The sequence below is a fragment of the Shinella sp. H4-D48 genome, from assembly GCF_022637395.1.
GTDB classification, from domain to species: domain Bacteria; phylum Pseudomonadota; class Alphaproteobacteria; order Rhizobiales; family Rhizobiaceae; genus Shinella; species Shinella sedimenti.
The window spans coordinates 1,711,311-1,737,394 of sequence record NZ_CP093337.1 but is presented as its reverse complement, the minus strand read 5'-3'; the positions used below and the strand labels follow the sequence as shown (position 1 = coordinate 1,737,394).

Below are 26,084 nucleotides of genomic sequence, written 5' to 3'. Positions count from 1 at the left end.
CATATTCTCGAATCGTCAGGCAGGGGTGCGGTCACCCCTGCCCCACTGTCACTTGATCTCGAATGTCACCATCTGGAGACCGCTCGCACCATTGTCCTGCTCGGCCTGCTTTGCAAGGTTGATTGCAAGCCCGCGGGTCAATGGCAGCTTCGACTTCGCCGCCAGCTGCCGGGCCTTTTCGGGCGTCAGCTTCTGGTCGCCCAGCCCGCCGATACGGCAGAAGGCAATCAGGGTTTCGCCGTCCGACGGCATATCGAAGGTGAGATTGCCGGTACCCGCCTGCGGGATGAGACGGCGTTCGCCCGGATTGAGCGTGGTATTGCCGATCATCACATCCGGGATGATTTCCACCTTGCCCGTATCCTCGACATACACGACCTGCAATTCGCAGGCATGGTTGGTGGAAAGCTCGAAGCTCAGGTAATCGCCCACCTTCGCGCTTGTCGAAGCCACATGCACGGCAAGCTTCACCTTGTCGGCCTGCGCCTTGTCGTCCTGCTTGTAGGCAGGAACGGCATAGGCCGTCTGGGCGTTGTCGGTGGTCGGCTGGGTATGAGCGGTGTTGATGGCCACGGTCTCATGATTGACACCGCGCTTCAGCGGCTGGAGCTGCTGCAATGGCTCCAGCATGAGGGCGAATTGCTCCTCCACCTCGACGCGCGGGATGGTGGAGCCCGCCTCGAGCGTCGCGACCCAGTCGAGCCCGATGCGCAACGCATTGACGTCGTTGACGCGGCGGATATCGGAGGCGAACTCCTCCGGCGTCATGTCGAATTCGGCAGCCAGCTGCTCGAAATTCAGTTCGTCCTCATACTTGTCGGCGAAGTAGGTGAAGATTTCCGCCCCGCCCGGCGCCTTCAGACTGGTCTTGCCGCCGCCAGCCGTTGCTTCGGTAATGCCGAGACGGTCGAGCGCGCTGACGAAACGTTCGGTGTCGCGCTTGTACGCCTCGTTCAGCTTTTCCTGCGGCACATAGACGGCGAGCAGTTCGTCCTGCTGGTCCTTGGAGAACAGCGTGGAGGTCTGAATATGCTCGCGCAGCTGGTCGCGCTTCGACAGAATGCCGTCGAAATGGCAGTCGAAGCAGGACCGGGCATTGACGATCTCCACCCCCTTGCCGATCGGCCGCTTGCGGAAGGATACGATGGCCGTCGGGCCGATATCGAGCTGATCGCCCTTGTTGGTTGAGAGGTAATAGCCCTGCATGCCGTTGGGAAGCGAGAAAATCATCTCGCCGCCATCGTGCTCGAAGGGTTCGAGCCCCGCCTTCAGCCGCACGCCTTCCGGCCCGGCCGGGAAGCGCTTCAGCACCTGACGGCCAACATCGCCGGCAAAGTCGTAGGACTTCCAGTAATAGCCGCCGAACGGCATGTCGTGCCGTTCCAGCATGCGGTTGTGATCCGAAACCCCAGACGAGCCGTCCGCGAAACCGGCGCGCACGATGCGGCGGCGCTCGATATTCTGCTCGACATTCACCCCGAAGCGCTTTTCCAGCTCGATGATGTTGGTCGGCAGCTTCATCAGGCGGTTATAGACCTTCGGCCGCGCGCCGTTGCTCATGAACCAATCGACGCGCATGATCGGCAACTGCGTATGCGTGGCCTTGGCGAGCGCATGCAGCTGCGAATTGCTGGCCGGATCGACGCCGTAGAAATACTCGTTGATCAGGAAGTCGTAGTCGTCCTCGCTCCATTGGAGGTCGCGAAGGTCGATGCGCACAAGCAGGCCGTCAGAGCCTTCGACTTCCTCCGGAATGACAAGCTCCGGTCCGTAGGACAGCGAATTGACGAGCTTCTTGAAGCCGCCCGCCAGCACCTTCATGCGCTTGAGGAAGGTCTCGTGCGTCTCACAGCTCATCATGCCGTTATACTGGTCGCGATAGCTGAAATAGCGCATGAACGGCTGGTCGTGTTCGTCCACCTTGGAGATGTCACGTAGCGCAAGGTCCACGAAATCGAGATATTTCAGCATCGGCCGCGAGCGCTGCGTCTGGCTCGCGGAAACCGCCGTCGGAATTGAAGCCTTGTTCAACGAGTTGATCCAGTTGGCAAGGCTCTGCACCTCCGCATCGTCGGGCCGCTTGCCGAGCGGCATGCGGCCGCTGGTAACGCTGGTGTAAAGCAGCGACTTGGATGCGTCGCCGGGCGTCACGAACGCCGGATTGGCGGCAATCGAGGCAAGGTCGCCCGAAGGGAACGAGCCCTGCGAGCTTTCACCCGGACCATGGCAGTTGCGGCAATATTTTCCGATGAACGCATCGGCAGCGGATGCGAATTCCGCACTGCCACCGCCGGCCGTCAGCGCCGTCTCGGCCGTGGCCTCGCTGCACACGGGTGTCGCGCTGGTTTCCACCGGCGTCACCTTGACCTCGCGGTCCGCAAGGAAGGCATACATGGCCTGGCGGTCTTCGTCGGAAAGCGCCGAAAGCCCCTTCGCGATGTGGCGCATCACGGGATCGGCCAGCGGCGAACCGGAGAGCTTCTTGCCCTCCTCGATCAGCCCCTTGGTAAAGACCTCATGCGAGGCAAGGCCACCCATGCGCGCCTTGGTGATATCGGGCGCAACCGCGCCGGTCAGCCCTTTCTCGCCCTCATAAGCGCGTGCAAGGTCGAGGCCGTAGGTGGCGGTGCGCGGCGTATGGCAATCGCCGCAACCGCCGACATTCTCCACGAGGTAGCGGCCGCGCTCCATCTGGGTCTCTTCACGCGACTGGTACGCCGGCACGGTGAAATGGCTGCGCTTCCACAACGTGATCGTCGTCTGCCGGCTGAAAGGAAATGCGATCTCGTGCTCCTTCGAGGCCGCGTCCGATTGCGGCAGCGTCTCGATATAGGCCTTGATATCGAGCACGTCCTCCGGCTTCATGCCGCCATAGGACGTGTAAGGCATGACCGGGTAGAGATTATCCCCCTCCTTGTCGAGGCCGGCCATCACGGCATTCAGGAAGTCGGCATTCGACCAGCCGCCGATGCCGTTCGGATGCGCCGAGATGTTCGGTGCGAAGAATTTTCCGATGGCAGTCTGCATCTCCATACCGCCGGAAAGCAGTTCTGTATTGTCGCCGGAGCCATGGCAGGCACCGCAGCCGGCGGCGCCGAACAGCACCTTGCCGTTCTCGGCATTCGCCTGGTAGGTGCCGTAGGCATCCGGCGTGAACGGATCGATGGCGAATGCCCCGGTCGGACAGAACGCCATCATCGCCAGGCCGAGAAGCGCGCCAAGGCGCGGCATCGGGCAGAAAAGTGCCATATTGAACGCGCGCATGGCTTGTCCCTCACTCCAAAAAGCCGGATGCCCGGCTGGAAATCTGATCTCTCCGACAATTCCGCATACAAAACCGCCGCGCAGTTTCCGCGGGAACTGCCCTAGCGAAATTCGAAACGTTCGAACTCGACGCGGCGCGGTGGCTTGCCGAGTTCCCTCAATCCCTTTTCGATAGCCAGCCGGAGCGGTGGCGGCCCGCAGAACCACAGGTCGGCTTCTGCGGGATCCATCGCCGTTCCGGACACGAGCTTTGCCGCGTCGAGCCGCCCGTCGGTCGCGGAATTATGCAGGACGAAGCTGAAATTGCCGAGCTTTTCGGCCTGCGCGCGGAACGTCTCGACACCGATCGCCTCCGCACCATCGCGCACGCAGTACACCATGTGGATGTCTTGGCCCTCGTCGCCCGTCAGCCGGCTCGCCATGGCGAGGAACGGCGTCACACCAATGCCGCCGGCAAGCCAGATCTGCTTCTTGCCACCGCGTTTGTGGTTGAAATGACCGTATCCGCCCTCCAGCGTCAGCGCATCGCCAACAGCCACCGTTTCCCGCAATGCTTTCGTATAGTCGCCGAGCGGCTTGATGGCGAAGCGCACCGTGCCGTCCTCATCGATACCCGCGATGGTGAAGGGATGCGGCTCGCGCAGCCCGGCCTTGTTGACGCGGAAAAAGCCGAATTGGCCGGGCAACGCCTTCAGCTTGCTGCGGATGGGCTTTGCCGTGATGATCGTTGCGCCCTCGTGGCGCTCGACATCCACAACCTGGTATTTTCGCGTGCGAATCCAGGGCAGAAGCTGCGTATAGGCATAGCTGACGATGCCGAGCAGCGCGAAGAGGTTGAGATAGACCGCCAGCAGCGCCGTGCTGTCATAGGGGCGCTTGATGAACATCTGGTGGAAGGCGACCAGCACGAAAAGCAGGCCGATGAACCGATGGGTGAAGCGCCAGTACTGATAGGGGATCTGGAAGCGCGTCTTCGGAATGACCTTCACGATGCTGAGGACAAGCAGGAAGACGAAGCCGTAGAAGGCCCATTCGCCGGCCGTCTTGGCGAGCCTGTTGAGATCGCCCGTGAGCGAAAGCCCCTGGAAATCGGGCGCCACGAAATAGTGCACGAGGATAAGACAGAGCACCGCGATGCCGATCTTGCGGTGGAAATGATAGATGCGGTCGAGCCCGCCGAACAGCCGTTCCACCAGCGGCGGCCGCGTGGCCATGAACTGCGCGATCGCCATCGCGACGAAGGCCATCGAGGAGGCCATCAGGGACAGGGTCGTTCCGCCATTGGTATGGCTGACCGCCGGAACGGCAAGCACGCCGGCGATCACGATCAGCAGAGTCGCGACGATGGAACCCGCGGTCAATCTATCCCCCAAGATGGAACTGAACGGTCCTGAATGCCGGCATGCTTGCAAGGACGCATGACATTCGTCAACCGCAATCCTCCTATCGACGGGTGGTCACGCGGCTTTATTCGCCGCCTTTTGGCGCACAGTCCAAAAAGCTGCAAACCGTGAGAATGGGCCGAGCCAGATCGCGACGAGCCTCCACCCGTCAGTCGAATCGACAGGTAAAGGACAAATCCGCCCCGAAGCCTCTTTGTGAACGGCTCGTAATGCAGCAATCAGGCATCTGATATATCAGCGCCCTTGCTATCCGCTTTGCGACATGCCACCAAGTGATATATCAACGGAGTATCCGCATGACGGTATCAGCGGCCTCGCAGGCCCACCTCGCCTATCTCGCCCTCGAGGGTCTGATCGTCACCCTGAAGCTGAAACCCGGGGCGCTCGTGACCGAAAAGCAGCTGATCGAGCTTTCGGGTCACGGCCGCACGCCGGTGCGCGAGGCGATCCAGAAGCTGGAATGGCAGGGGCTTATCGTGGTGCGGCCGCGCGCCGGCCTGCAGATCGCGGCAATCCGTCCGGATGATCACGCCGACGTCATGACCACGCGCCGCCAGCTGGAGCCGCTGGCTGCCGCACTGGTCGCCCGCCATGCCAGCGACGCGCAACGCGAACGGCTGGTCGCCTGCGCACAGGCCATGACCGCCTGTTCTATCAACTCGGATATCGAAGGCTTCCTCGCCGCCGACAAGACCTTCGACGAGATCCTGGAGGAGGCCTGCCCCAACCGGTTCCTCATTGCCGCCCTCGCCTCGCTGCAAACCCATGCACGACGCCTGTGGTTCACCCGCGCCGATAGCCGCCGCATGGATCGCTCCGTCGACCTGCATGTTAAGGTCATCCGCGCCATCCGCAACGGCGATCCCGCCGCCGCATCGGCCGCAATGACGGACCTATTGGAAGAACTGTCCGGCTGAAACGAAAACGGCGGCCCGAAGGCCGCCGCTTTGTGAAATGGATCGCCGTCGTTCAGTCGACGAAGGCGCGCTCGATGACGAACTCGGCGGGCTTGCTGTTGGCGCCCTCCGTGAGGCCGGCCTGCTCAAGCAGCGCCTTGGTCTCCTTGAGCATCGCCGAAGAGCCGCAGATCATGCCGCGGTCGACGGCCGGATCGAAGCGCGGCAATCCGAGATCGGCAAACATCTTGCCGTTGGAGATGAGGTCCGTGATACGGCCCTTGAACGGAAAGTCCTCACGGGTCACGGTCGCGTAATGGCGCAGCTTGTCGCCAACGACTTCGGCAAGAAATTCGTGATTGCGGATTTCCTCGACCAGATCGAAACCGTATTTCAGTTCAGCCACTTCGCGGCATGTATGAGTCAGGATGACCTCGTCAAACTTCTCATAGGTTTCCGGGTCGCGGATGAGGCTTGCGAAAGGCGCAATGCCCGTGCCGGTCGAGAACATGTAAAGCCGCTTGCCGGGCGTCAGTGCGTCGAGAACGAGCGTGCCGGTCGGCTTCTTGCGCATCAGTACAGTATCGCCCGGCTTGATCTGCTGGAGATGCGAGGTCAGCGGCCCATCCGGCACCTTGATCGAGAAGAATTCCAGCTCCTCGTCCCAGGACGGGCTTGCGATCGAATAGGCGCGGTAGATCGGCTTGTCACCGACCATGAGGCCGATCATGGCGAACTCGCCCGAACGGAAGCGGAAGCTTTCGGGGCGCGTCATGCGGAAGCGGAACAGGTGATCCGTATAATGCTGCACGCTCGTCACCGTCTCGGCGAAAACGCCGGCGGGAATGGTTGCCACAAAGTCTTCGGTCTTGGCCGGTGCGTTCATGTCTGGATCGGTCCTGTCTGCGTCGGAAAATCTTGACGATAGGCAGATATTACATGTTGAGCAGCAAAGGAAGGTATTCCGTTCCAATGCGCCGAATGGCCGCGCAATAGTTTGCCGGCCACTCGATATCGCCTGCGCCCTGCCAAGCGTCCTTGATCTGGCTCAAGTCTACCACAGGATTGCGGCCGTAGCCGGTCGCTGTGATCAACCGGCCGGGAAATCAGGCCCGGCGGCGCCAGCTATACGAGCCAGCATCCTGGGAAGGACGGGCAGTCGGCTGGTAGTGGTTTTCGATGCCGGGAAGACGGTTTTCGGATAGGCGCTTCAGCGCCGTCTCGTTGCTGACCGCAAAGCTGTCGATGCCACAGCGCAGCATCAGCGGGATCTGGTCGATCAGCACATCGCCGACAGCGCGGATCTCGCCGGCATAGGTAAGGCGCGAGCGCAACAGCGAAGCATGGCTGAAGGCGCGGCCGTCGTTGAACGCAGGAAACGCCACCGCGACCAGCGCAATGCGGTCCAGATGCCCCTCCAGCCTGCGCACGTCGTCCGCCGGGTTGATCAGCACGCCGAGGCCGGTCTCATCGCCCTCGGTGACCTTCGCCAGAAAGTCGTCGAGCCCGAGGATCGCCTTTTCGTTCGAGCCCGCCTTGGCGTCTTCGGTTTCGATTACCCAGGGATCATCGGTCACAAAACCGGCTTCGTTCCAGATTTTTGTCATGACCGTTCTCCTCAGGCCGCCGCCGCCGTCTTGTCGCCGTAGAGCGCATCCTTGAAGGGCTGCGGTCCGACGCGACGATAGGCATCGAGGAAGACTTCAGACGGGTCAAGGCGCAGGCCGAGATAGGTGTTCACGATAACCTCCACGGCATCCGTCACCTTTTCCGGCTCGAAACCGCGCCCGATGATCTCGCCGATCGAGGTGTTTTCGTCGCCGGAGCCGCCGAGCGTAATCTGGTAGAGCTCCTCGCCCTTCTTCTCCACGCCCAGAAGACCGATATGGCCGACATGGTGGTGGCCGCAGGCATTAATGCAGCCGGAAATCTTGATCTTCAGCTCACCGATTTCCGCCTGCCGCTCGGGCGAGCCGAAACGGGTCGACAGTTCCTGCGCGACCGGGATCGAACGGGCATTGGCCAGCGCGCAGTAGTCGAGCCCGGGACAGGCGATGATGTCGGTGATCAGGCCGGCATTGGCCGTCGCAAGACCCGCAGCGACCAGACCCCGGTAGACCGGCTCCAGGTCGGCCAGCGCGACATGCGGCAGGATGAGGTTCTGCTCGTGGCTGACGCGGATTTCGTCGAAGGCATATTCCTCGGCGATATCGGCGACGGCCTCCATCTGCGTGTCGGTCGCGTCACCGGGAATGCCGCCGATCGGCTTCAGCGAGATCGTGACCATGCCGTAATCGGGGTGCTTGTGCGGCTGCACGTTGTTCTGCACCCAGCGTGCAAATTCCGGGTCCGCCTTCTTCCACTGCGCGAGGTTCGCCCAGCCTTCGGCACGGGAGCCAAGCTCCGGCGGCGCGAAGTAGGCGGAAATCGCCGCAACATCGCGCTCGGGAAGCTTCAGCTCGGTGTCGCGCAGCTCGGCGAACTCGGCCTCCACCTGGCGCGAAAGTTCCTCCACGCCGGTCTCGTGCACGAGAATCTTGATACGCGCCTTGTACTTGTTGTCGCGGCGGCCGTGCAGGTTGTACACGCGCATGATCGCAGTGGTGTAGGACAGGAGGTCCTGTTTCGGCAGGAAGTCGCGGATCTTCTTGGCGATCATTGGCGTGCGGCCCTGCCCGCCGCCGACATAGACGGCAAAGCCGATTTCGCCCTTTTCGTTCTTCTTCAGGTGCAGGCCGATGTCGTGCACCTGGATGGCGGCGCGGTCGCGCTCGGCACCCGTCACAGCAATCTTGAACTTGCGCGGCAGGAAGGAGAATTCCGGGTGGACGGACGACCACTGGCGCAGGATTTCCGCGTAAGGCCGGGGATCAGCAACCTCATCGGCGGCAGCACCGGCAAAATGGTCGGCCGTGACATTGCGGATGCAATTGCCCGACGTCTGGATAGCATGCATCTCGACGGTCGCGAGATCGGCCAGCGCATCCGGCAGTTCCGAGAGTTTCGGCCAGTTGTACTGGATGTTCTGACGTGTGGTGAAATGTCCGTAGCCGCGGTCGTACTTGCGCGCGACATAGGCCAGCTTGCGCATCTGGCGGCCGCTCAGCGTGCCATAGGGAATGGCGACGCGCAGCATATAGGCGTGCAGCTGCAGATAGACGCCGTTCATCAGGCGCAGCGGCTTGAAGGCATCCTCGGCCAGTTCACCGGACAGGCGGCGCGCGACCTGATCGCGGAACTGCTCCACACGGTCAGAGACAAAGGCGTGGTCGAATTCGTCGTAGCGGTACATTGAAACGTCCTCAGGCGGCCGGCGCGGCCGTCGCAGTCAGGCCGGAATAACCGGCGGCATAGGCAATGGATGGTCCTTCGGCACGGATGCGCTCGCGCATGCGCAAAGGCCGCAGCACGCCGTCGATTTCTTCAACGTCCACGACGTTCACGTCAACCACCTTGTTGTCGGCGAAGGCCTGCTTGCCGGTGGCTTCAAGCGCGTCGACGGCCTCTTTGTGGCGCGCCACGAAGGCGTCCTGGAGATGTTCATTCCAGTTGCCGGCGGCATCGAGCCAGACGGAAATGCCGTCGGAAAGGCGGTTGGCTGTCAGAACCTTGTCGGCCATGTCATGCTCCCAGTGCAGCTGTCGTGCGAACCGGCTCGCGCACGAGCGGCTCGGAATGTTCGAAATTGGCGCCGGCGACGGCATCGCCGATAATCACCATGACCGGGCCGGAAAGCTCGTCACGGTGCTCCAGATCCGGCAGATCCTTGAGCGTTCCGTGCAGCAGACGCTTGTCGCGCCGGCTGGCATTCTCCACCACGGCGACGGTGGTCTCGGCGGGCAGGCCGGCCTCCATCAGCCGTGCGGCAACGGAAGCTGCGACCGTGCGGCCCATATAGACGGCAACGGTGGCGCCCGAAATCGCCAGACGCGCCCAATCCGGCAGAACCGATCCCGTCAGGTCGTGGCCCGTCGTGAAGACGAGCGAGGAGGCAACGCCACGCAGCGTCAGCGGCAGCTCGAAATCGGCCGCCGCGGCAAAGGCGGAGGTGATGCCCGGCACGATCTCATACGTCACGCCGGCCTGCCGGAGTGCTGCCATTTCTTCGCCGGCACGGCCGTAGACAAGCGGATCGCCGGATTTCAGCCGCACGACACGCTTGCCGGCCTTGCCGAGTTCCACCAAGAGATCGTTGATCTCTTCCTGCGATTTGGAGTGGCAGCCCTTGCGCTTGCCGACGGACAGGCGCTCGGCGTCGCGGCGTCCCATATCGACGATCGCCTGCGGCACCAGCGCATCGAAAACGATGACATCGGCTTCCATCATCACGCGCTGCGCACGCAGCGTCAGCAGGTCTTCCGCGCCCGGACCGGCGCCGACGAGCCAGACATGACCCGCTGCCCTGCCCTGTGAATTCAAAAGCGTGTTGGCCGTGCGGCGCGCCAGTTCGATATCCCCGTTGTTGACGGCATCGGCAACCGCACCCTGGAAGAACCGCCGCCAGAAGACGCGGCGCGTCACACCGCGCGGCAGAATGCGATCGACGGCCTCACGGTAGCTGCTGGCAAGGCTCGCGAGACGCCCCAGCGAGGGCGAAAGGATCTGATCGACCTGGGCGCGGATCATCTGCGCCAACACCGGGCCTGCGCCTTCGGTTCCGATCGCCACTGCCAAGGGCGCGCGATTGACGAGCGCCGGCGTGAAGAAATCGCAATAATCCGGCTGATCCACCGCATTGACGGGGATGTGAAGCGCGCGGGCGGCGGTGGAAATGGCGCGATCCGCGGCGCCGTCGCCGGTCGCGGCAAAAACCAGGGTTGCGCCTTCGATGAGCGCACTGGAGAAGGGTGCGCGGATCAGGACAAGCCCCTTCTCCTCGATGAAGCGGGAAAAATCGGCTTCCGGTGCTTCGGCGACAACAACGATGCGGGCGTCCGTGTTGAACAGCAGGCGCGCCTTGGCAAAGGCCTCGTCGCCCTCGCCCACGACAACGACGGTCCTGCCGCTGACGCGGAAGAACGCGGGAAATGTCGAAAGCTTGCTCTGCGCCTCAGTCATGATCCGATCCGGTTGGAGTGTGCGCACTATCGCCAAAAATCGCCAGGAACAAAAGAAACATAAATTCCAATGCCCAAGGCGGGGCGTATTGTTTTGCTCTGCACCCTCGCATTTTGAGCATAAGTCACCGGCTGCCCTTGCCTGCCCGCCGCCGCGCCCGCTAAGGATGGCCATCAAGTCAAAGGGAATTCCCACATGGACCAGGCCACCCTTGCCAAGCGGCTTCTCGACGTCATCCAGTCCGATATCCTGCCCCTGACAAAAGCCGGCGTCGCCGCCGGCAACAAGGTCTTCGGCGCGGCGATCCTGCGCAAGTCCGACCTGTCGCTCGTGCTTGCCGAAACCAACAACGAGACTGAAAATCCGCTGTGGCACGGTGAGGTGCATACGCTGAAGCGCCTCTATGAGCGCGTGGAGAAGCCCGACACCAGGGACTATGTTTTCCTGTCGACGCATGAGCCCTGCTCCATGTGCCTGTCGGCCATCACCTGGGCGGGCTTCGACAATTTCTACTATTTCTTCAGCCATGAGGATTCGCGCGACAGCTTCGCCATTCCGCACGATCTGCGCATCCTCAAGGAAGTCTTCCGGCTGGAGCCGGGCGGCTATGCGAAGACGAACGCCTTCTGGCGCTCGGCCGCCATCGCCGATCTCATCGCGACCGCCGATGACGAGGCAAAGGCGGCGCTGAAGGCACAGGATGCCGAGATCCGCGCGGCCTATGACGCGCTTTCCGCAAGCTATCAATCCGGCAAGGCCGGCAATGCCATCCCGCTGAATTGAGACCCGCCATGCAGCCGAGCCGCGACATAGACCGCCTGATCGAGATCATGCAGGCCCTGCGCCAGCCGGAAACCGGCTGCCCCTGGGATATCGTCCAGACCTTCGAGACCATCAAGCCCTATACGATCGAGGAAGCCTACGAAGTCGCCGACGCGATCGAGCGCAACGACATGGACGACCTCTGCGACGAGTTGGGCGACCTGCTGCTCCAGGTCGTCTTCCATGCGCGGATCGCCGAGGAGCGCGGCGCTTTCGATTTCGGCAACGTTGTTGAGGCCGTCACCCGCAAGATGATCCGCCGTCACCCGCATGTCTTCGAGCGCTCGGATGCGCAGACCCCGGAAGCCGTCAAGCTGCAATGGGATGCGATCAAGCAGGCGGAGAAGCGTGAGCGCAAGGAGCGCCGCGCCCTTCGCGGATTGCCCGACGACCCGCTGCGGGGCCATCTCGGTTCCGTTCAGCGCTCCTTCCCCGCCCTCGTCGAGGCGCTGAAGCTCCAGGAGCGCGCCGCCAAGGTCGGCTTCGACTGGTCGGAACCGGACCCGATCCTCGACAAGATCGAGGAAGAGATCGGTGAACTGCGCTCAGCCCTCGCCGCCGGTGAGCAGAAAGCCGTCGTTGACGAACTTGGCGACCTGATTTTCGCGCTGGTCAATATCGGCCGCCATGTCGGCGCTGATCCCGAAATGGCGCTGCGCGGCACGAACACGAAGTTCCGCAACCGCTTTTCCCATATCGAGGACAGCCTGGCTGCCAATGGTGAAAACCTTGAGGATGCGACATTGGAGCGAATGGAAGCGCTCTGGCAGGCGGCCAAGCAGATCGAGCGAAGCCTCAAGTAACGCAACGTCAATAGAATGACGTTGCGTTATCGTTCCCAGTCCTCGCGCGCCGGCTTGCTGCCGATGCCGAGGCGTCGGTCGAGTTCGGCGGCTTCGGTCTCCGTCAGCCGCAGTTCCAGCCGCACATTTCCGTCTTCCAGGTCCTCGCGCGCATCGACGATCGAGTGATCATAGATCCACGGCAGAAGCTGCAGCTGCATCACGGGTACGATCACGTCGCGGTGGACCAGGACGCCGGAAAGCCGGCGGTTGATCTCGTCAAGCAGAGCGTCCACCCCATCGCCGGAAATGGCGGATACGGCGATGACGTTCGGCTGTGTGGTGGCCTTGTGCACCAACGCTTCGCGCGCCTCGGGCTCAAGCCGGTCGATCTTGTTCCAGACCTCGAGGATGCGCTCGGCGCCGTCCTTCTCATCGATGCCGAGATCGGCAAGGATACGCAGAACGTCGGAGGATTGCGCGCCATTATCCGGGTCGGACATGTCGCGCACATGCAGAATGAGATCCGCCTCCAGCACCTCTTCCAGCGTCGCCCGGAAAGCCGCGACGAGATGCGTCGGCAGGTCGGAGATGAAGCCCACCGTGTCGGAAAGAATGACGGTGCGGCCCTGCGGCAGCTTCATGCGGCGCAGCGTCGGGTCGAGCGTCGCAAACAGCATGTCCTCGGCCAGAACGCCTGCGCCGGTAATGCGGTTGAACAGCGTAGACTTGCCGGCGTTGGTATAGCCGACGAGCGCAACGATGGGATGCGGCACCTTCTTGCGCTTCGAGCGGTGCAGCTGGCGGGTGCGGCGCACCTGCTCCAGTTCGCGCTCCAGCTTGACGATCTTGTCCTGAAGAAGCCGGCGGTCGGCCTCGATCTGCGTTTCACCGGGACCGCCCATGAAGCCCGCGCCACCGCGCTGGCGCTCAAGGTGCGTCCAGCTGCGCACGAGACGGCCGCGCTGGTAGTTGAGATGCGCCAGCTCGACTTGCAGCGTGCCTTCCTTGGTGGAGGCCCGGCGGCCGAAGATTTCGAGGATCAGGCCCGTGCGGTCGATGACCTTGGCGTTCCATTCCTTCTCGAGATTGCGCTGCTGGACCGGTGTCAGCGGATGGTCGACTATGACGAGACCGGCATTGTGCTCGTCGAGCGCCGCCTTGATCTCCTCGATCTTGCCTGTGCCGAGCAGCGTGCCCGGCTTCGGCTGGGCGACCGGCACGAGCGCCGAATGCACGATGGTCAGGTCGATGGCGCGCGCGAGGCCGACGGCCTCTTCCAGCCGCGCTTCGTCGGACCGCGTGATAACGGTCGGATCGGCTTTCCCGCGCGTCTTCAGGACCGGTGCGATGACCACGGCGCGCATGTCGTCCCGGTGCTTTTCAACGTCCGGGACGAGGGAATCCTTGGAAATATCGGATTTGCTAATCTTCGTTGGTCCTGTCAGGAGCCGTTTTCCTCGGTCTCGAACATCTGCAGCGGCTGGCCGGGCATGATAGTCGAGATCGCGTGCTTGTACACGAGCTGCGAATGACCGTCGCGACGGAGCAGGACGCAGAAATTGTCGAAGGAGGTGACAACTCCGGTCAGCTTGACCCCGTTAATGAGAAAGATCGTCAAAGAAATCTTTTGCTTGCGAACGGTATTGAGAAAAAGATCCTGCAGGTTCTGAGAACGTTCCGCCATCGCGCCGCTTCTTTCTGATTGCCGGCCCTTGAGACCGGTTGACTGATAATAAAATGTCCCCGTGGCCGGGAATGAATTTCCGGACCGCCGAGTTTGGTATCAAATCGCGGTCTTCTCCGCAACGTCGAAAAAGGCATCGCGAATTTTCTGCGCGACGATCCCGGGATGGCCGTTGGCGATCGTCCGGCCGTCGATGGAAACGATCGGAAGGCAGATCGTCGTGGCGCCGGTAATGAAAACCTCACGTGCTTCCAGCATCTCGGCGACGGAGAAGCGGCGTTCCTCGACCGGCAGCCCGAGCGTGCCCGCCACATCGATCAGCGTGGTGCGGGTAATGCCGCGCAAAATGCCGCGATCGGCCGGCCGCGTGACGAGCGTGCCCGCCTTGTCGACGATCCAGAGATTCGTGGCCGCCCCCTCCGTCACATTGCCCTCGGCATCGACGAAGATCGCCTCATACCCGCCCGCCTCTTTCGCCTGCTGGCGCGCCAGCACGTTCGGCAGCAGGCCGACGGTCTTGATGTCCACCCTGCCCCAGCGATTGTCCGGCACGGTGAAGGCACTGACGCCTGCCGCGTGTTTTGCTGCAATCGTCGCCTGGTTGAGCGACTTGGCCGTCACGATGAGCGAGGCACGCACGTCGGGCGACGGAAAGACATGGTCGCGGCGCGCCACACCGCGCGAAACCTGCACATAGACCAGGCCATTCACCACGCGGTTGCGCCTGAGCACTTCGCGCATGATGCCGACGAGGGCCCCGCGCGGCATCGGCGGATGGATGCGGATCTCGGAAAGCGAGCGGTCGAGCCGGTCCAGGTGCCGGGTCATGTCCACCAGAAAGCCCTTCATGACCTGGCAGACCTCGTAGACCGCATCGCCAAACATCAGGCCGCGATCCTCGATATGCACCGTCGCATCGGCGTGGCGCACGTAGCGACCGTTCACATAGGCAAAGCGAAGCATGGGCGTTCCTGTTCCGGCGCGAGCGGGAAACGTTCCGTGCGCCTGCGGCTGTCTAGAAATACTGGATACTGACGCGGAAGAGCTGTTCGACGTGGCGCACCGACGCGGCCGCCGCAAACAGCACGACCCGGTCCTTGGCCTTGATCTTGGTGTTGCCGTCCGGCCGGATGACCGTGCCTTCGCGGTAGATGGCGCCGATGCGAATGCCCGCCGGCAGCTCGATTTCGCGCAGCGGCTTCCCGACGAGCATTGAGGTCTCCAGCGCCTCCGCCTCGATGATCTCGGCTGCGCCCTTCTGCACGGCATAGACCGAGCGGATGCGCCCCTTGCGGACATGCTGGAGAATGCCGGAGATCGTGACCGCGCGCGGATTGATATGCGAGTCGATGCCGAGCGTCTTGGTAAAGTCCTCGTAGCTTGGGTCGTTGATCAGCACGAGGTTCTGCTTGCAGCCGAGGCGCTTGGCCATCACGCTGCCGAGAATGTTGATCTGGTCGTTGTTGGTGAGCGCCACAATAAGGTCTGCGTCCTGAATATCGGCCTGGAGCAGCATCTTCTGGTCAAGCGCCGAGCCATGCAGGACGACCGCGCTGCGCAGCTTGTCGGCCACGGCCACGGCCCGCTCGCGGTCGCTTTCGATGATCTTCAGCCGGGTCTTAGGCTGATAGTCCTCGATGGCGCGGGCGACGAAATAGCCGATATTGCCCCCGCCGGCGATGACGATGCGCGCCGCCTCCTGCTCCTCGTGGCCGAACAGGGCGAGCGTGCGCCGCACATGCCCCTTGTCGCACACGACATAGGCAAGATCGCCCGAATGCAGCTGATCGGACGAGTTCGGCACGACCAGCTTTCCATTGGAGACAATGCCCGTCACCGTGGCGCTCAGGTCGGGAAACAGCTCGCTCAGCTGCTTCAGCGGCGTCTCGACGACGGGGCAGTCCTCCATGCACTCGATGGCGACCATGACGATTCGGTCGTCGGCGAAGCGCACGACATCGGTCGCACCGGGAAACGAGATGCGCCGCAGCACCATCTTGCCCACCTCCACCTCCGGCGAGATGGTCACGTCGATGGGCATGTTCTCGCGCGAGAAGAGGTCGGAATATTCCGGCGCAAGATAGCTCTGAGAGCGGATGCGGGCGATCTTGGTCGGCACGTTAAACAGAGAATGCGCCACCTGGCAGGCGACCATGTTGATCTCGTCGTACAGCGTGACGGCGATGATCATGTCGGCCTGGTCGGCGCCGGCCTTGGCCAGCACCTCCGGATGCGCGCCGTGTCCCACGACACCGCTGACATCGAGCGTCTCGGTGATGGCGGAGATCAGCGAGGCCTTGTTGTCAATGACCGAGACATCGTTGCCCTCCTGCGAGAGGCGTTCCGCGATACCGTAGCCGACGCGTCCGGCGCCGCAGATGATGACCTTCATGCCCTGAACCCCAGAATCGCCTTAAGGCCTTATACGCCAAGCGATTTCAGTTTGCGATGGAGCGCCGAGCGCTCCATGCCGACGAATTCAGCCGTGCGGGAGATGTTGCCGCCGAAGCGGTTGATCTGGGCGATTAGGTAATCGCGCTCGAACATTTCGCGGGCCTCGCGTAGCGGCAGCGTCATGATGTGCTGGTCGCCCTGCGTGGAAATCTTCGGCAGCATGTCGCCCACTTCGGTTGGCAGCATGTCGGCCGAAATCGGGGTATCCGGGCCGTCGCTGCGGGCGAGAATCATCAGACGCTCGATATTGTTACGCAGCTGGCGGATGTTGCCCGGCCAGTCATGCGCCTGGAGCACCGCCAGCGCATCGTCACCGATCTTGCGCGCGCGGATACCGGCCTGCTCGCTGACCTGGCGCATGAACATGTCGACGAGGAAGGGAATATCCTCGCGCCGCTCGGCAAGCGGCGGCACGCGCAGCGGCACCACGGCAAGCCGGTGGTAGAGGTCCTCGCGGAAACCACCTTCGGCGATCAGACTTTCGAGATTGTAAGCGGTGGATGAGATGATGCGCACATCCACCTTGACCCGCTTGGAGCCGCCGACGCGCTCGAATTGCTGATCGACAAGCACGCGCAGGATCTTGTTCTGCGTCTCGCGCGGCATTTCGCCAATCTCGTCGAGATAAAGGATACCGCCATGCGCCTCTTCGAGCACACCGGTCCGTCGCGGTTGGCCGGGCGTTCCCTCGGTCCCGAACAGCGCGATCTCCATGCGCTCCGGCGTGATCGCCGCTGCATTCAGTACGACGAAGGGCCCGTTTGCGCGGCTCGACTTGCGGTGGATCATGCGCGCCACCAGTTCCTTGCCGGAACCGGAGGGGCCAAGGATCATGATGCGGCTGTTGGTCGGCGAAACCTTCTCGATGTTCTGGCGCAGCTGCGAGACGGCGACAGACGTGCCGATCAACTCGACGGGGTCACCCGACCGCTTCTTCAGCTCCGTCACCTCGCGGCGCAGCTTGGAATTTTCGAGCGCGCGCTCCGCGATCAGGATCAGCCGGTCCGCCTTGAACGGCTTTTCGATGAAATCATAAGCGCCGCGCCTGATGGCGGAGACGGCGGTCTCGATATTGCCGTGGCCGGAAATCATCACGACCGGCAGGTCGGGGTGGCGGCTCTTGATCTCGTCGAGAAGCGCAAGACCGTCGAGCTTGCTGCCCTGCATCCAGATGTCGAGGAAGACGAGGCGCGGCACGCGGTCGCTGATGGCGGCAAGCGCGCTGTCGCTGTCGAAGGCGGTGCGTGTCTCGTGCCCCTCGTCCGAAAGGATGCCGGAAACGATTTCGCGGATGTCCTCTTCATCGTCCACTACGAGAATATCAGACGCCATGGCTTACTTCCTTGCTCTTATTCTTGTCCGCATCGATGGCCACCGTTTCCTCGTAGGGCAGGATCACGCGGATCATCGCCCCATGGCCTTGATCGAAATCCGAGGGGGCATCGTGCAATTCCAGCTGCCCCCCATGGTCTTCGATGATCTTCTTCACGATGGCGAGGCCCAGGCCCGTGCCCTTCTCGCGCATCGTCATATAGGGCTCGAGAATCCGATGCCGGTTTTCGGTCGGCAGGCCCTTGCCGTTATCGATCACGTCGACGACGAAACGCCGGCCCGGATCGTCTGCGATCGCACGAACGAACACCTTCGGCTGCGCACGTCCGGCATCCGGCGGCACGGCCTCGATGGCCTCGACGGCGTTCTTGATGAGGTTGCCGAAGGCCTGTCCGAGCATGCGCTGATCGAAGAGCCCCGTGAGCGGCACCTCGCCAAAATCCTTCTCGAAAGAGACATGGTTGTTACCCATCTCGCGCAGGAATACGGCGTCCTTGAGGATGGTGCGCAGGTCCGAGCGCTCCTTGGTCGGCTTGGGCATGCGCGCAAAGGACGAGAATTCGTCCACCATGCGCCCGATATCCTCGACCTGCCGCACGATGGTATCCGTACACTGATCGAACACCGCGCGGTCTTCCTGGTCGATCTGCTTGCCGTAACGGCGGCGGATGCGCTCGGCCGAAAGCTGGATCGGCGTCAGCGGGTTCTTGATTTCGTGCGCGATGCGGCGCGCCACATCCGCCCAGGCAGTCGAGCGCTGAGCGATGACGAGATCGGTGATGTCGTCGATGGTGACGACGTGCGAGTCCTGCGCGTCCTTGGTTTCCTCGCGCGTCACTTGAACGTTCAGCGTCCGCTCCTTGCCGCCATGCATGATGTTGATCTGCCGCCGGTGGTCGTTGCGATAGCGCGTGGCGCCCTCGGCCAGCACCGCCGCGATTTCCGGCGCCACCTCCGACAGCGGCTTGCCGATGAGGTCGGCCGCGTCCCGTCCGAGCAGGATTTCGGCCGACGTGTTGACGATGGTCACCCGGCCGTCGCCCTCCACGCCGATGACCGCCGCCGTCACGCCCGACAGCACGGCCTCGATGAAGCGGCGGCGGTCGTCGACCTCGTCCTTCGCATCGAGAATCTGCTCCTGCTGGATGCGGATTTCCGAAATCATCTTGTTGAAGGTGCGCGAGAGATTACCGACGTCGCCGTCGGCCGTGCGGACCGGAACGGACACGTCGAGATTGCCCGAGGCAACGCTGTCGGCCGCGCCGATAAGCTGGCGGATGGGTCGAACGATACGGTCGGCAATCGCGATGGCGGTCCAGATCGCGGCGAGCAGCACGATCAGCGCGAAGCCGAGATAGAGCAGCCCGAAGGCGACCTGAAGCGGTGTGCGGCCGGATTCCAGTGCGCGGTACTCCGCGGTGTTCTCCTCCATCAGCCGCATGGAGCGCATCACCTCGGGGTCGACGGTGCGGATCGTATAGAGAAACGCATCCGAGATGTTTTCCAGCTTGATGATCGCGCCGACCAGATTGGTCATGCCCGGCGGGATCAGCGTCGGCTGGCCGGCGGCAGACGCGCGCAGCGCATCTGAGGGAACCGGCGGAAGCTCGCCCTCCACCTGGATATTGGCCTGCAGGATCGGGGAGCCATCGGCCCTGAGCAGAAAGGCGCCCAGCATGCCGCGCCCCCGCGCCTGCCGCGTCATGAGTTCGATGAAGCCGGAGCGGTCTAGGCTGTAGAGCTGGCGATTGCGGTCGAGGTCGTTCGCCATCGAGACGGTCTGGCCCTGCAGATAGCTGGCATTTTCCAGCATATACGCCTGCGCCACATTGAGCGAGGAACTGACGATCGACTGCGTGCGGATGGAGAACCAGCGGTCGAGGCCGACATCCAGCGTGATCGAGGCGAAGATCGCGACCAGCACAGCCGGCGTGATCGCCACGATGGAGAACAGCGCGACGATGCGCACATGCAGGCGCGCCGCCGCGCGGCCACGCCGGCGTGCGCGCAACAGGCGGGCGATTTCCCGGCCGATCAGGAACATCAGGCCGACGATGAAGATGGCATTGATCGCCGCCGAGGCGATGACGACGTTTGGTTCCGGCCGGATCGGCGTCAGGCCGAGCAGAATGAAGAGCGAGATCGTGGCGGCAACGAGTGCGCCGCCTGCAAGCAGAAGCCCCGGCAGCGCGAACGAAGCCCGGCGATCCGCGATGACCGTTCCGGTCTCGCCCTGCGAAAGCACGTCAACGTCTTCCGTCATCTGCCGCATCGCTTCCCCGGCCACGCGCCTGTTCGGCGCGACGGCTTTATCTCGTGTTTTCCGGGATGTACCGACCGCATGTCAGGCGCCCGCCCGCGCCCGTGTCATGACGGGCGGGCGCGCGAGCCTGTTCGACCGCCTCCCTCTGTTACCCTCAAGCAACAGATTGTGGCCAAAATGCAACGCCTTCGTCAGACAAGTCAAGCCGAGCGGGAGCTTCTGTAGACGGAAACACCGAGTTCGCGGATTTTCTTGCGCAAGGTATTGCGATTGAGGCCGAGCAGGTCGGCGGCCTTGATCTGGTTGCCGCGGGTCGCGGTCAATGCGGCGAGAATCAGCGGATACTCCACCTCGGCCAGCACGCGGTCGTAAAGGCCCGATGGCGGCAGGCCGTCGCCGAAACTCGCAAAATACTGCCGCATGTTCTCCTCGACCGCCTGCGAAATCGACAGCGGGCCGGAGCGCACAACAGCCTTTTCCATGGGGCTGTCGGGAATATCGGCCCTGAGCTCCGTCTCGATGATCTCACGCGTTATCACGTCCTGCGGATAGAGCGCGGTCAGCCGGCGCACGACGTTTTCCAGCTCGCGCACGTTGCCGGGCCAGGGATGCGCCTTCATCAGCTCCAGCGCCTCCTGGTCGAAGCGCTTGGCGTCGAGCCCTTCCTTCTCGGCCTGCTGCACGAAATGGCGAACGAGATCGGGAATGTCCTCCGCCCGGTCGCGCAGCGGCGGCAGGCGCAGCGGCACGACATTGAGACGATAATAGAGGTCCTCGCGGAACAGGCCCTGGTTGATGGACTGTTTCAGATCCTTGTTGGTCGCCGCAACGATGCGTACATCGGTGCGGATCGGTGTCCGGCCGCCGACGGTGGTGTATTCGCCCTGCTGGAGCACGCGCAGGAGGCGCGTCTGCGCATCCATCGGCATGTCGCCGATCTCGTCGAGGAACAGCGTGCCGCCCTCGGCCTGCTCGAAGCGGCCGGTCGAGCGGTTCTGCGCACCGGTAAAGGCACCCTTCTCGTGGCCGAAGAGTTCGGATTCGATAAGGTCACGCGGGATCGCCGCCATGTTGATGGCGACGAAGGGGCCGTTGCGGCGTTTGCCGTAGTCATGCAGCGCGCGGGCGACCAGTTCCTTGCCGGTGCCCGACTCGCCGGTGATCATCAGCGTCAGGTCCGTCTGCATGAGGCGAGCAAGTACGCGGTAGATTTCCTGCATGGCCGCCGAACGGCCTACAAGCGGCATACCGTCCTGCGTATCGTCGTCGAGCCGCGCGGGCTTGCGCTTCGGTTCGGCCAGCGCCCGGCCGATGATGGCGATGAGCTCGGTCAGATCGAACGGCTTCGGCAGATAGTCGTAAGCACCCTTCTCCGAGGCCTTGATGGCCGTCATGAACGTGTTCTGCGCGCTCATCACGAGCACCGGAAGATCGGGCCTTGCCTTCTTGATGCGCGGCAGGAGGTCGAAGGCGTTCTCGTCCGGCATCACGACATCGGTCACGACGATGTCGCCCTCGCCGGCGGCGACCCAGCGCCACAGCGTTGCCGCATTGGAGGTGATGCGCACGTCGTAGCCGGCGCGGCTCAGCGCCTGGTTGAGCACGGTGCGGATTGCGGCATCGTCATCGGCAACGAGGACTGTGGCGCCTGTCATCAATCATGTCCTTTGGTCTTGGAAAAGTCGTCGTCTTCGCTGACGCCGCGCGAGGCGGGCATCAGCACGCGAAAGGTGGTGCGGTTGGCCTGGCTGTCGCATTCCACGATGCCGCCATGCCCCCCGATGATCTTGGCGACCAGCGCAAGGCCCAGGCCTGATCCGTTGGTCTTGGTGGTGATGAAGGGATCGAACAGGTGCGGCAGCAGGTCCGCCGGTACGCCGGGCCCGTTGTCGTGCACGCAGAATTCCAGCGGCAGCGAAATCTTTTCGCGTGTTCCCGCGACAGAAAGGCGGATGCCCGGCCGGTACGCGGTCGTTAGCTGGATTTCGCCGTCGCCCCGGTCGCCTACGGCCTCGGACGCGTTCTTGATGAGGTTCAGGAACACCTGCACCAGCTGGTCGCGATTGGCAAAGACCGGCGGCAGCGACGGGTCGTAGAGTTCCGTGATCTTGATGTTACGCGCAAAGCCAGCCTTGGCGACAGCCTTCACATGGTCGAGCACGGAATGGATGTTGATCGGCAAGCGATCGACCGGCCGCTCGTCCGAAAACACCTCCATGCGGTCGACCAGCGAGACGATGCGGTCCGTCTCGTCACAGATCAGCCGTGTCAGAGCGCGATCCTCATCGATGACGGAGGTTTCCAGCAGCTGTGCGGCGCCGCGGATGCCCGACAGCGGGTTCTTGATTTCATGCGCCAGCATCGAGGCAAGGCCGGTCACGGAGCGCGCGGCAGCGCGGTGCGTCAGCTGGCGGTCGATCTTGTCCGCCATCGAGCGCTCCTGGATCACCACGACCACGGAGCCCGGATCGGTCGTGACGGGCGCAACATAGAGGTCGACGAGCTTGTCGGCGCCCAGCCGTGGTGAACTGAGGTCCACACGGTATTCACTGACTGGCGCCCGGCGTTCGCGCACCTGGTCGATCAGCGTCAGCAGGGGGCTGCCGAAGGGAATGACGCTCGCCACATTGTGACGGGCGAGATAACCTGCACTTGCCCCAAAAAAGGATTCCGCCTCCCAGTTGGCGAAGGCGATGAGCCCGGCGCCATCGACCATTATCACCGGGTTCTGGATGGCGTTCAGCACGGCAAGTGCCAGGTCCGGCGCATTCGGGTTTGCGGCCTTCTCCGTCATGCGGCCTCTCCGAGTTTGACCACGGGACCGTTCAGGATAGCCGACGCCAGCCTGTCGGCAACGAAAGAGCTATCACGCGCGGTCATGATCGCTGCCTTGTCCGCACCGGCGAGACCCGGTGCAAAGCGCTCCAGATACCAGCCGACATGCTTGCGCGCATGGCGCAGGCCCGCCTCGACGCCGTAGAAATCCAGCATCATGCGATAATGCTCGACCGCAACAGACGCGCATTCTTCCACGCCCGGATGCGGGCATGCGCCAGCCAGCACCGCAGGATGCCATGGGCGACCCTGTGCGGAACGGCCGACCATGACGGCGTCTGCGCCGGAACGCCGCAGGATTTCCCGCGCATCATCCGTTGTATCGACATCGCCATTGGCAACGAGCGGGATGGAAAGCACGTCACGCACGGCGCGGATGGCGTCCCAGTCGGCGCGTCCTTCGTAGAATTGCATGCGCGTGCGGCCATGCACGGTGATCATCGCGACACCGGCGGCCTCGGCGCGCGAGGCGATATGCGGCGCATTCAGCGAATCGTGGTCCCAGCCGAGCCGCATCTTCACCGTCACCGGCACCTTCACGGCGTTGACGGTCGCCTCGATGAGGGCCAGCGCATGATCGGGATCGCGCATCAGCGCAGAGCCGGAATAGCCGCCGATCACCTTCTTGGCGGGGCAGCCCATATTGATGTCGATGATGTCGGCGCCCTCGCCTTCGGCGATCTTCGCCGCTTCCGCCATCCAGTGCGCCTCGCGCCCGGCAAGCTGCACCATATGCGGGCGGATACCGCAATTGCGGATGCGCGACCAGCTTTCGCGCGCGTTCAGCGCCAGTTCGCGGCTTGCCACCATCTCCGTCACGACCAGCCCGGCCCCGAAACGCCAGGCAAGATCGCGGAACGGTAAATCCGTCACGCCGGACATCGGCGCAAGGACAACCCGGTTCCTCAGGGTCTGGCCACCGACCGCAAGCGGCGCTGACAGGGCTGGAAGTACCAAATGCTCATCTTTCAAGCAGGTCATATCTCTGCATCATTTTTAGCCATTATTGTCGTTCTTGCCAAGCCGCAATCACGGTCGGCGGCATTTTTCCTGTCAGCGCTGGAATTGCGGCATCCTTCCGGCTAAACCACCCCAAAACGCTTTGAAACGGGAGGCAAGGAGCCGAATGCAGGCGGAAAATACCCTATCCTGCGGTGTGGTGATCGTTGCCGCCGGTCGCGGCGAGCGGGCCGGCAGCCATGCCGAAGGCCCCAAGCAGTACCGTCGCATCGGCGGAAGGCCGGTGATCTCCCACACGCTCGATCTGTTTGTCAATTGGCAGCCCGCCAAGCATATAGTGGTCGTGATACATCCCGATGACGCAGCACTCTTCGAGATGGCGCGCGCGGCGGCATCGCCGGCCGGCAGCCGGCTGAGTGTTGTTCACGGCGGCGCCACGCGCCAGCAGTCGGTGTTGGCCGGGCTTGATGTCCTGGCAGACCACGCCGTCAGCCATGTTCTCATCCAGGATGCCGTGCGCCCCTTCGTCGAGCCCGCCATCCTGGACCGCACGCTCACCGCCTTCAGCCATGGCGCGCGCGCCGTTCTGCCCGCCGTCGCGGTCGCCGACACGTTGAAGCGGGCCGATGCTAACGGCAATGTCGCCGAGACGGTCTCCCGCTCGGGCCTGTTTGCCGCCCAGACACCGCAGTCCTTCCATTTCGAAACGATCCTGGAGGCGCATCGCCGCGCGGCCGCATCGGGACGCACCGATTTCACCGACGATGCCTCGATTGCCGAATGGGCCGGGGTCCGGGTGCACCTCGTCGAAGGCAGCGCCGGTAACGTCAAGCTTACATTGCAGAAGGATATCGCCATGGCCGACCAGCGCCTTTCACACGCTCTACCGGACGTGCGCACCGGAAACGGCTACGACGTGCACCAGCTCGTCGAGGGCGACGGCGTGACGCTGTGCGGCCTGTTCATCCCGCACGACCAGACGCTGTCGGGCCATTCCGATGCCGACGTCGCGCTGCACGCGCTGACCGACGCCCTGCTCGCCACCTGCGGCGCCGGCGATATCGGCGATCATTTCCCGCCATCGGATCCGCAGTGGAAGGGAGCTGCCTCGCGCATCTTCCTCGAACACGCCGCTGAAATCGTGCGCAAGGCCGGCGGCACCATCATGAATGCCGATGTCTCGCTGATCGCCGAAGCGCCCAAGGTCGGCCCCCATCGCGATGCGATGCGCCGCAATCTCTCGGAATTCCTCGGCATTTCCCTGGAGCGCTGCTCGGTGAAGGCGACGACCAACGAAAAGATCGGCTTCATCGGCCGCCGCGAGGGCATCGCCGCCATCGCCACCGCAACGGTCGTCTACAGTGGAAGCGAAGCATGAGAATCTGGCCTCAGGACATCGAAGACGCCGCCCGCGCCATCGTCGCGGATTTCGGGCCGAAGAACCTGCTCATCGCCACGGCCGAATCCTGCACCGCCGGCCTGATCGCCGGCGCCATCACCGAGATCGCGGGCTCCTCCACGGTCTTCGACCGCGGCTTCGTCACCTATTCGAATGAAGCCAAGCGCGAGATGATCGGCGTCGCCAACGCCACGCTCAAGGCGCATGGCGCGGTGTCGCGCGAGACGGCGCTGGAGATGGCCGAAGGCGCCATCGGCAATTCCGGCGCCAACATCTCGGTCGCCGTGACGGGCATAGCCGGCCCGGGCGGCGGCTCGGATGAAAAACCCGTCGGCCTTGTGCATCTCGCCGCCGCCCGCACCGGCCGCAAGACGCTGCACCGCGAGATGCGTTACGGCGATATCGGCCGCAGCGCCGTCAGGCTCGCCACGGTGCGCACCGCACTCGAAATGCTGGTGGAAATCTCAGCCGACTGAGGAGGCGCCGCCATAGATGGTCGCGGCGCGTTTTTCGAAGGCGTCCGTGAACATGCGGAAGGCCCGGTCGAACATCGAGCCCATCAGCGCGCCGAGAATGCGACTTTTGAACTCGTAGTCGATGTAGAAATGCACCGAGCAGCCGCCTTCCGGCAGTGCATCGAAGCGCCAGCGGTTGTCGAGATAGCGGAACGGCCCGTCGATATATTTGACGTCGATCGCCCGTTCGGCCGCATTCAGCAGCACCTGTGTGGTGAACGTCTCGCGGATCGCCTTGTAGCCTACCGTCATGTCCGCCACGAGCAGTTCCTTGCCGTCGCGCTCCTTGCGCGAGCGCACCGAAAGGGCTTCGCAAAGCGGCAGGAATTCCGGATAGCGCTCGACATCGGCGACGAGCGCATACATCTCTTCAGGCGTGTGAGGAACCGGGCGACGGGTTTCGAACTGAGGCAT

General features: G+C 63.2%; 23 protein-coding genes. 6 read left to right on the top strand and 17 right to left on the bottom strand.

Annotated elements, in window-relative coordinates; all coding sequences use genetic code 11:
• Window positions 1-48: 48 nt before the first annotated feature.
• Both MNR02_RS08370 and MNR02_RS08365 read right to left on the bottom strand, forming a co-directional pair.
• Window positions 49-3,264 carry a c-type cytochrome gene (locus MNR02_RS08370; protein ID WP_241948792.1) on the bottom strand — a complete coding sequence of 1,072 codons (3,216 nt, stop codon included), beginning with the start codon at window positions 3,262-3,264 and terminating at the stop codon, window positions 49-51.
• 101 nt (window positions 3,265-3,365) lie between these two features.
• On the bottom strand, window positions 3,366-4,625 hold the full coding sequence (locus MNR02_RS08365; RefSeq protein ID WP_241595618.1) for a ferric reductase-like transmembrane domain-containing protein: 1,260 nt from the start codon (window positions 4,623-4,625) through the stop codon (window positions 3,366-3,368).
• Window positions 4,626-4,963: 338 nt separating this feature from the next.
• On the opposite strand from MNR02_RS08365, the gene MNR02_RS08360 reads away from it, so the two are divergent.
• The gene (locus MNR02_RS08360) at window positions 4,964-5,584 is read left to right on the top strand and encodes a GntR family transcriptional regulator (RefSeq protein ID WP_241948791.1); all 621 of its coding nucleotides are present in this window, start codon (window positions 4,964-4,966) and stop codon (window positions 5,582-5,584) included.
• A 52-nt stretch (window positions 5,585-5,636) separates the two neighbouring features.
• On the opposite strand, the gene MNR02_RS08355 is transcribed toward MNR02_RS08360, so the two are convergent.
• The 5 genes from MNR02_RS08355 to cysG all read right to left on the bottom strand — a co-directional run bounded on the left by MNR02_RS08355 (window position 5,637) and on the right by cysG (window position 10,621).
• Entirely contained in the window at window positions 5,637-6,449 is an 813-nt protein-coding gene (locus tag MNR02_RS08355; RefSeq protein ID WP_241595613.1) for a ferredoxin--NADP reductase, read from the bottom strand.
• 220 nt (window positions 6,450-6,669) lie between these two features.
• Window positions 6,670-7,170: a DUF934 domain-containing protein gene (locus tag MNR02_RS08350; protein WP_241948790.1), complete on the bottom strand. Its 501-nt coding sequence runs from the start codon at window positions 7,168-7,170 to the stop codon at window positions 6,670-6,672.
• An 11-nt stretch (window positions 7,171-7,181) separates the two neighbouring features.
• Window positions 7,182-8,855 carry a nitrite/sulfite reductase gene (locus tag MNR02_RS08345; protein WP_241948789.1) on the bottom strand — a complete coding sequence of 558 codons (1,674 nt, stop codon included), beginning with the start codon at window positions 8,853-8,855 and terminating at the stop codon, window positions 7,182-7,184.
• 10 nt (window positions 8,856-8,865) lie between these two features.
• Window positions 8,866-9,183, bottom strand: a complete 318-nt coding sequence (locus MNR02_RS08340; protein WP_241948788.1) for a DUF2849 domain-containing protein — start codon at window positions 9,181-9,183, stop codon at window positions 8,866-8,868.
• Between the two features lies 1 nt (window position 9,184).
• A complete protein-coding gene (cysG, locus tag MNR02_RS08335; protein WP_241948787.1) occupies window positions 9,185-10,621 on the bottom strand; it encodes a siroheme synthase CysG in 1,437 nt (478 codons plus the stop codon).
• A 195-nt stretch (window positions 10,622-10,816) separates the two neighbouring features.
• Between cysG and MNR02_RS08330 the strand changes: the two genes are divergently transcribed.
• Together MNR02_RS08330 and mazG are read left to right on the top strand one after the other, a co-directional pair.
• Window positions 10,817-11,404 carry a nucleoside deaminase gene (locus tag MNR02_RS08330; RefSeq protein WP_241595597.1) on the top strand — a complete coding sequence of 196 codons (588 nt, stop codon included), beginning with the start codon at window positions 10,817-10,819 and terminating at the stop codon, window positions 11,402-11,404.
• A gap of 8 nt (window positions 11,405-11,412) precedes the next feature.
• On the top strand, window positions 11,413-12,246 hold the full coding sequence (mazG, locus tag MNR02_RS08325) for a nucleoside triphosphate pyrophosphohydrolase (RefSeq protein WP_241948786.1): 834 nt from the start codon (window positions 11,413-11,415) through the stop codon (window positions 12,244-12,246).
• A gap of 26 nt (window positions 12,247-12,272) precedes the next feature.
• On the opposite strand, the gene hflX is transcribed toward mazG, so the two are convergent.
• The 9 genes from hflX to dusB form a co-directional block, all read right to left on the bottom strand.
• Window positions 12,273-13,592, bottom strand: coding sequence for a GTPase HflX (hflX, locus tag MNR02_RS08320; protein WP_241948785.1), 1,320 nt, complete (start codon window positions 13,590-13,592; stop codon window positions 12,273-12,275).
• Window positions 13,593-13,669: 77 nt separating this feature from the next.
• Window positions 13,670-13,912 carry an RNA chaperone Hfq gene (gene hfq / locus MNR02_RS08315; RefSeq protein WP_134652126.1) on the bottom strand — a complete coding sequence of 81 codons (243 nt, stop codon included), beginning with the start codon at window positions 13,910-13,912 and terminating at the stop codon, window positions 13,670-13,672.
• A 99-nt stretch (window positions 13,913-14,011) separates the two neighbouring features.
• Window positions 14,012-14,875: a D-amino-acid transaminase gene (locus MNR02_RS08310; RefSeq protein WP_241948784.1), complete on the bottom strand. Its 864-nt coding sequence runs from the start codon at window positions 14,873-14,875 to the stop codon at window positions 14,012-14,014.
• Window positions 14,876-14,927: 52 nt separating this feature from the next.
• Window positions 14,928-16,304 (bottom strand): Trk system potassium transporter TrkA, encoded by a 1,377-nt coding sequence (gene trkA / locus MNR02_RS08305; protein WP_241948783.1) that lies wholly within the window; start codon window positions 16,302-16,304, stop codon window positions 14,928-14,930.
• A 29-nt stretch (window positions 16,305-16,333) separates the two neighbouring features.
• Window positions 16,334-17,698, bottom strand: a complete 1,365-nt coding sequence (locus MNR02_RS08300; RefSeq protein ID WP_134652132.1) for a sigma-54 dependent transcriptional regulator — start codon at window positions 17,696-17,698, stop codon at window positions 16,334-16,336.
• Window positions 17,688-19,961 carry a PAS domain-containing sensor histidine kinase gene (locus MNR02_RS08295; RefSeq protein WP_241595583.1) on the bottom strand — a complete coding sequence of 758 codons (2,274 nt, stop codon included), beginning with the start codon at window positions 19,959-19,961 and terminating at the stop codon, window positions 17,688-17,690. Before MNR02_RS08295 ends, MNR02_RS08300 begins: the two co-directional genes overlap by 11 nt.
• 200 nt (window positions 19,962-20,161) lie before the next feature.
• Window positions 20,162-21,616 carry a nitrogen regulation protein NR(I) gene (gene ntrC / locus MNR02_RS08290; RefSeq protein WP_134652136.1) on the bottom strand — a complete coding sequence of 485 codons (1,455 nt, stop codon included), beginning with the start codon at window positions 21,614-21,616 and terminating at the stop codon, window positions 20,162-20,164.
• Window positions 21,616-22,755 carry a nitrogen regulation protein NR(II) gene (locus tag MNR02_RS08285; protein WP_241595580.1) on the bottom strand — a complete coding sequence of 380 codons (1,140 nt, stop codon included), beginning with the start codon at window positions 22,753-22,755 and terminating at the stop codon, window positions 21,616-21,618. Before MNR02_RS08285 ends, ntrC begins: the two co-directional genes overlap by 1 nt.
• Window positions 22,752-23,777: a tRNA dihydrouridine synthase DusB gene (dusB, locus tag MNR02_RS08280; RefSeq protein ID WP_241948782.1), complete on the bottom strand. Its 1,026-nt coding sequence runs from the start codon at window positions 23,775-23,777 to the stop codon at window positions 22,752-22,754. Before dusB ends, MNR02_RS08285 begins: the two co-directional genes overlap by 4 nt.
• On the opposite strand from dusB, the gene MNR02_RS22905 reads away from it, so the two are divergent.
• The 3 genes from MNR02_RS22905 to MNR02_RS08270 are packed head-to-tail and all read left to right on the top strand — an operon-like array spanning window position 23,754 to window position 25,631.
• Entirely contained in the window at window positions 23,754-23,882 is a 129-nt protein-coding gene (locus MNR02_RS22905) for a hypothetical protein (RefSeq protein WP_256464532.1), read from the top strand. The two genes, dusB and MNR02_RS22905, sit on opposite strands and share 24 nt — an antisense overlap.
• Before the next feature lie 40 nt (window positions 23,883-23,922).
• On the top strand, window positions 23,923-25,134 hold the full coding sequence (locus tag MNR02_RS08275; protein WP_241948781.1) for a bifunctional 2-C-methyl-D-erythritol 4-phosphate cytidylyltransferase/2-C-methyl-D-erythritol 2,4-cyclodiphosphate synthase: 1,212 nt from the start codon (window positions 23,923-23,925) through the stop codon (window positions 25,132-25,134).
• Between the two features lie 2 nt (window positions 25,135-25,136).
• Window positions 25,137-25,631 carry a CinA family protein gene (locus MNR02_RS08270; protein ID WP_241948845.1) on the top strand — a complete coding sequence of 165 codons (495 nt, stop codon included), beginning with the start codon at window positions 25,137-25,139 and terminating at the stop codon, window positions 25,629-25,631.
• Here MNR02_RS08270 and MNR02_RS08265 read toward each other — a convergent pair.
• On the bottom strand, window positions 25,620-26,084 hold the full coding sequence (locus tag MNR02_RS08265) for a type II toxin-antitoxin system RatA family toxin (protein ID WP_241595570.1): 465 nt from the start codon (window positions 26,082-26,084) through the stop codon (window positions 25,620-25,622). The genes MNR02_RS08270 and MNR02_RS08265 overlap by 12 nt on opposite strands.

Excerpts from the sequence above, each read along its gene's own strand:
- MNR02_RS08295 (WP_241595583.1), bottom strand. The coding sequence starts at position 19,961 with ATGACGGAAGACGTTGACGTGCTTTCGCAGGGCGAGACCGGAACGGTC.
- MNR02_RS08285 (WP_241595580.1), bottom strand. The coding sequence starts at position 22,755 with ATGACGGAGAAGGCCGCAAACCCGAATGCGCCGGACCTGGCACTTGCC.
- MNR02_RS08300 (WP_134652132.1), bottom strand. The coding sequence starts at position 17,698 with ATGGCGTCTGATATTCTCGTAGTGGACGATGAAGAGGACATCCGCGAA.
- MNR02_RS08345 (WP_241948789.1), bottom strand. The coding sequence starts at position 8,855 with ATGTACCGCTACGACGAATTCGACCACGCCTTTGTCTCTGACCGTGTG.
- MNR02_RS08265 (WP_241595570.1), bottom strand. The coding sequence starts at position 26,084 with ATGCCTCAGTTCGAAACCCGTCGCCCGGTTCCTCACACGCCTGAAGAG.
- MNR02_RS08370 (WP_241948792.1), bottom strand. The coding sequence starts at position 3,264 with ATGCGCGCGTTCAATATGGCACTTTTCTGCCCGATGCCGCGCCTTGGC.
- MNR02_RS22905 (WP_256464532.1), top strand. The coding sequence starts at position 23,754 with ATGCTCATCTTTCAAGCAGGTCATATCTCTGCATCATTTTTAGCCATT.
- MNR02_RS08275 (WP_241948781.1), top strand. The coding sequence starts at position 23,923 with ATGCAGGCGGAAAATACCCTATCCTGCGGTGTGGTGATCGTTGCCGCC.
- hfq (WP_134652126.1), bottom strand. The coding sequence starts at position 13,912 with ATGGCGGAACGTTCTCAGAACCTGCAGGATCTTTTTCTCAATACCGTT.
- MNR02_RS08350 (WP_241948790.1), bottom strand. The coding sequence starts at position 7,170 with ATGACAAAAATCTGGAACGAAGCCGGTTTTGTGACCGATGATCCCTGG.
- mazG (WP_241948786.1), top strand. The coding sequence starts at position 11,413 with ATGCAGCCGAGCCGCGACATAGACCGCCTGATCGAGATCATGCAGGCC.
- ntrC (WP_134652136.1), bottom strand. The coding sequence starts at position 21,616 with ATGACAGGCGCCACAGTCCTCGTTGCCGATGACGATGCCGCAATCCGC.
- MNR02_RS08310 (WP_241948784.1), bottom strand. The coding sequence starts at position 14,875 with ATGCTTCGCTTTGCCTATGTGAACGGTCGCTACGTGCGCCACGCCGAT.
- cysG (WP_241948787.1), bottom strand. The coding sequence starts at position 10,621 with ATGACTGAGGCGCAGAGCAAGCTTTCGACATTTCCCGCGTTCTTCCGC.
- trkA (WP_241948783.1), bottom strand. The coding sequence starts at position 16,304 with ATGAAGGTCATCATCTGCGGCGCCGGACGCGTCGGCTACGGTATCGCG.
- dusB (WP_241948782.1), bottom strand. The coding sequence starts at position 23,777 with ATGACCTGCTTGAAAGATGAGCATTTGGTACTTCCAGCCCTGTCAGCG.
- MNR02_RS08330 (WP_241595597.1), top strand. The coding sequence starts at position 10,817 with ATGGACCAGGCCACCCTTGCCAAGCGGCTTCTCGACGTCATCCAGTCC.
- MNR02_RS08360 (WP_241948791.1), top strand. The coding sequence starts at position 4,964 with ATGACGGTATCAGCGGCCTCGCAGGCCCACCTCGCCTATCTCGCCCTC.
- MNR02_RS08340 (WP_241948788.1), bottom strand. The coding sequence starts at position 9,183 with ATGGCCGACAAGGTTCTGACAGCCAACCGCCTTTCCGACGGCATTTCC.
- MNR02_RS08355 (WP_241595613.1), bottom strand. The coding sequence starts at position 6,449 with ATGAACGCACCGGCCAAGACCGAAGACTTTGTGGCAACCATTCCCGCC.
- hflX (WP_241948785.1), bottom strand. The coding sequence starts at position 13,592 with ATGCGCGCCGTGGTCATCGCACCGGTCCTGAAGACGCGCGGGAAAGCC.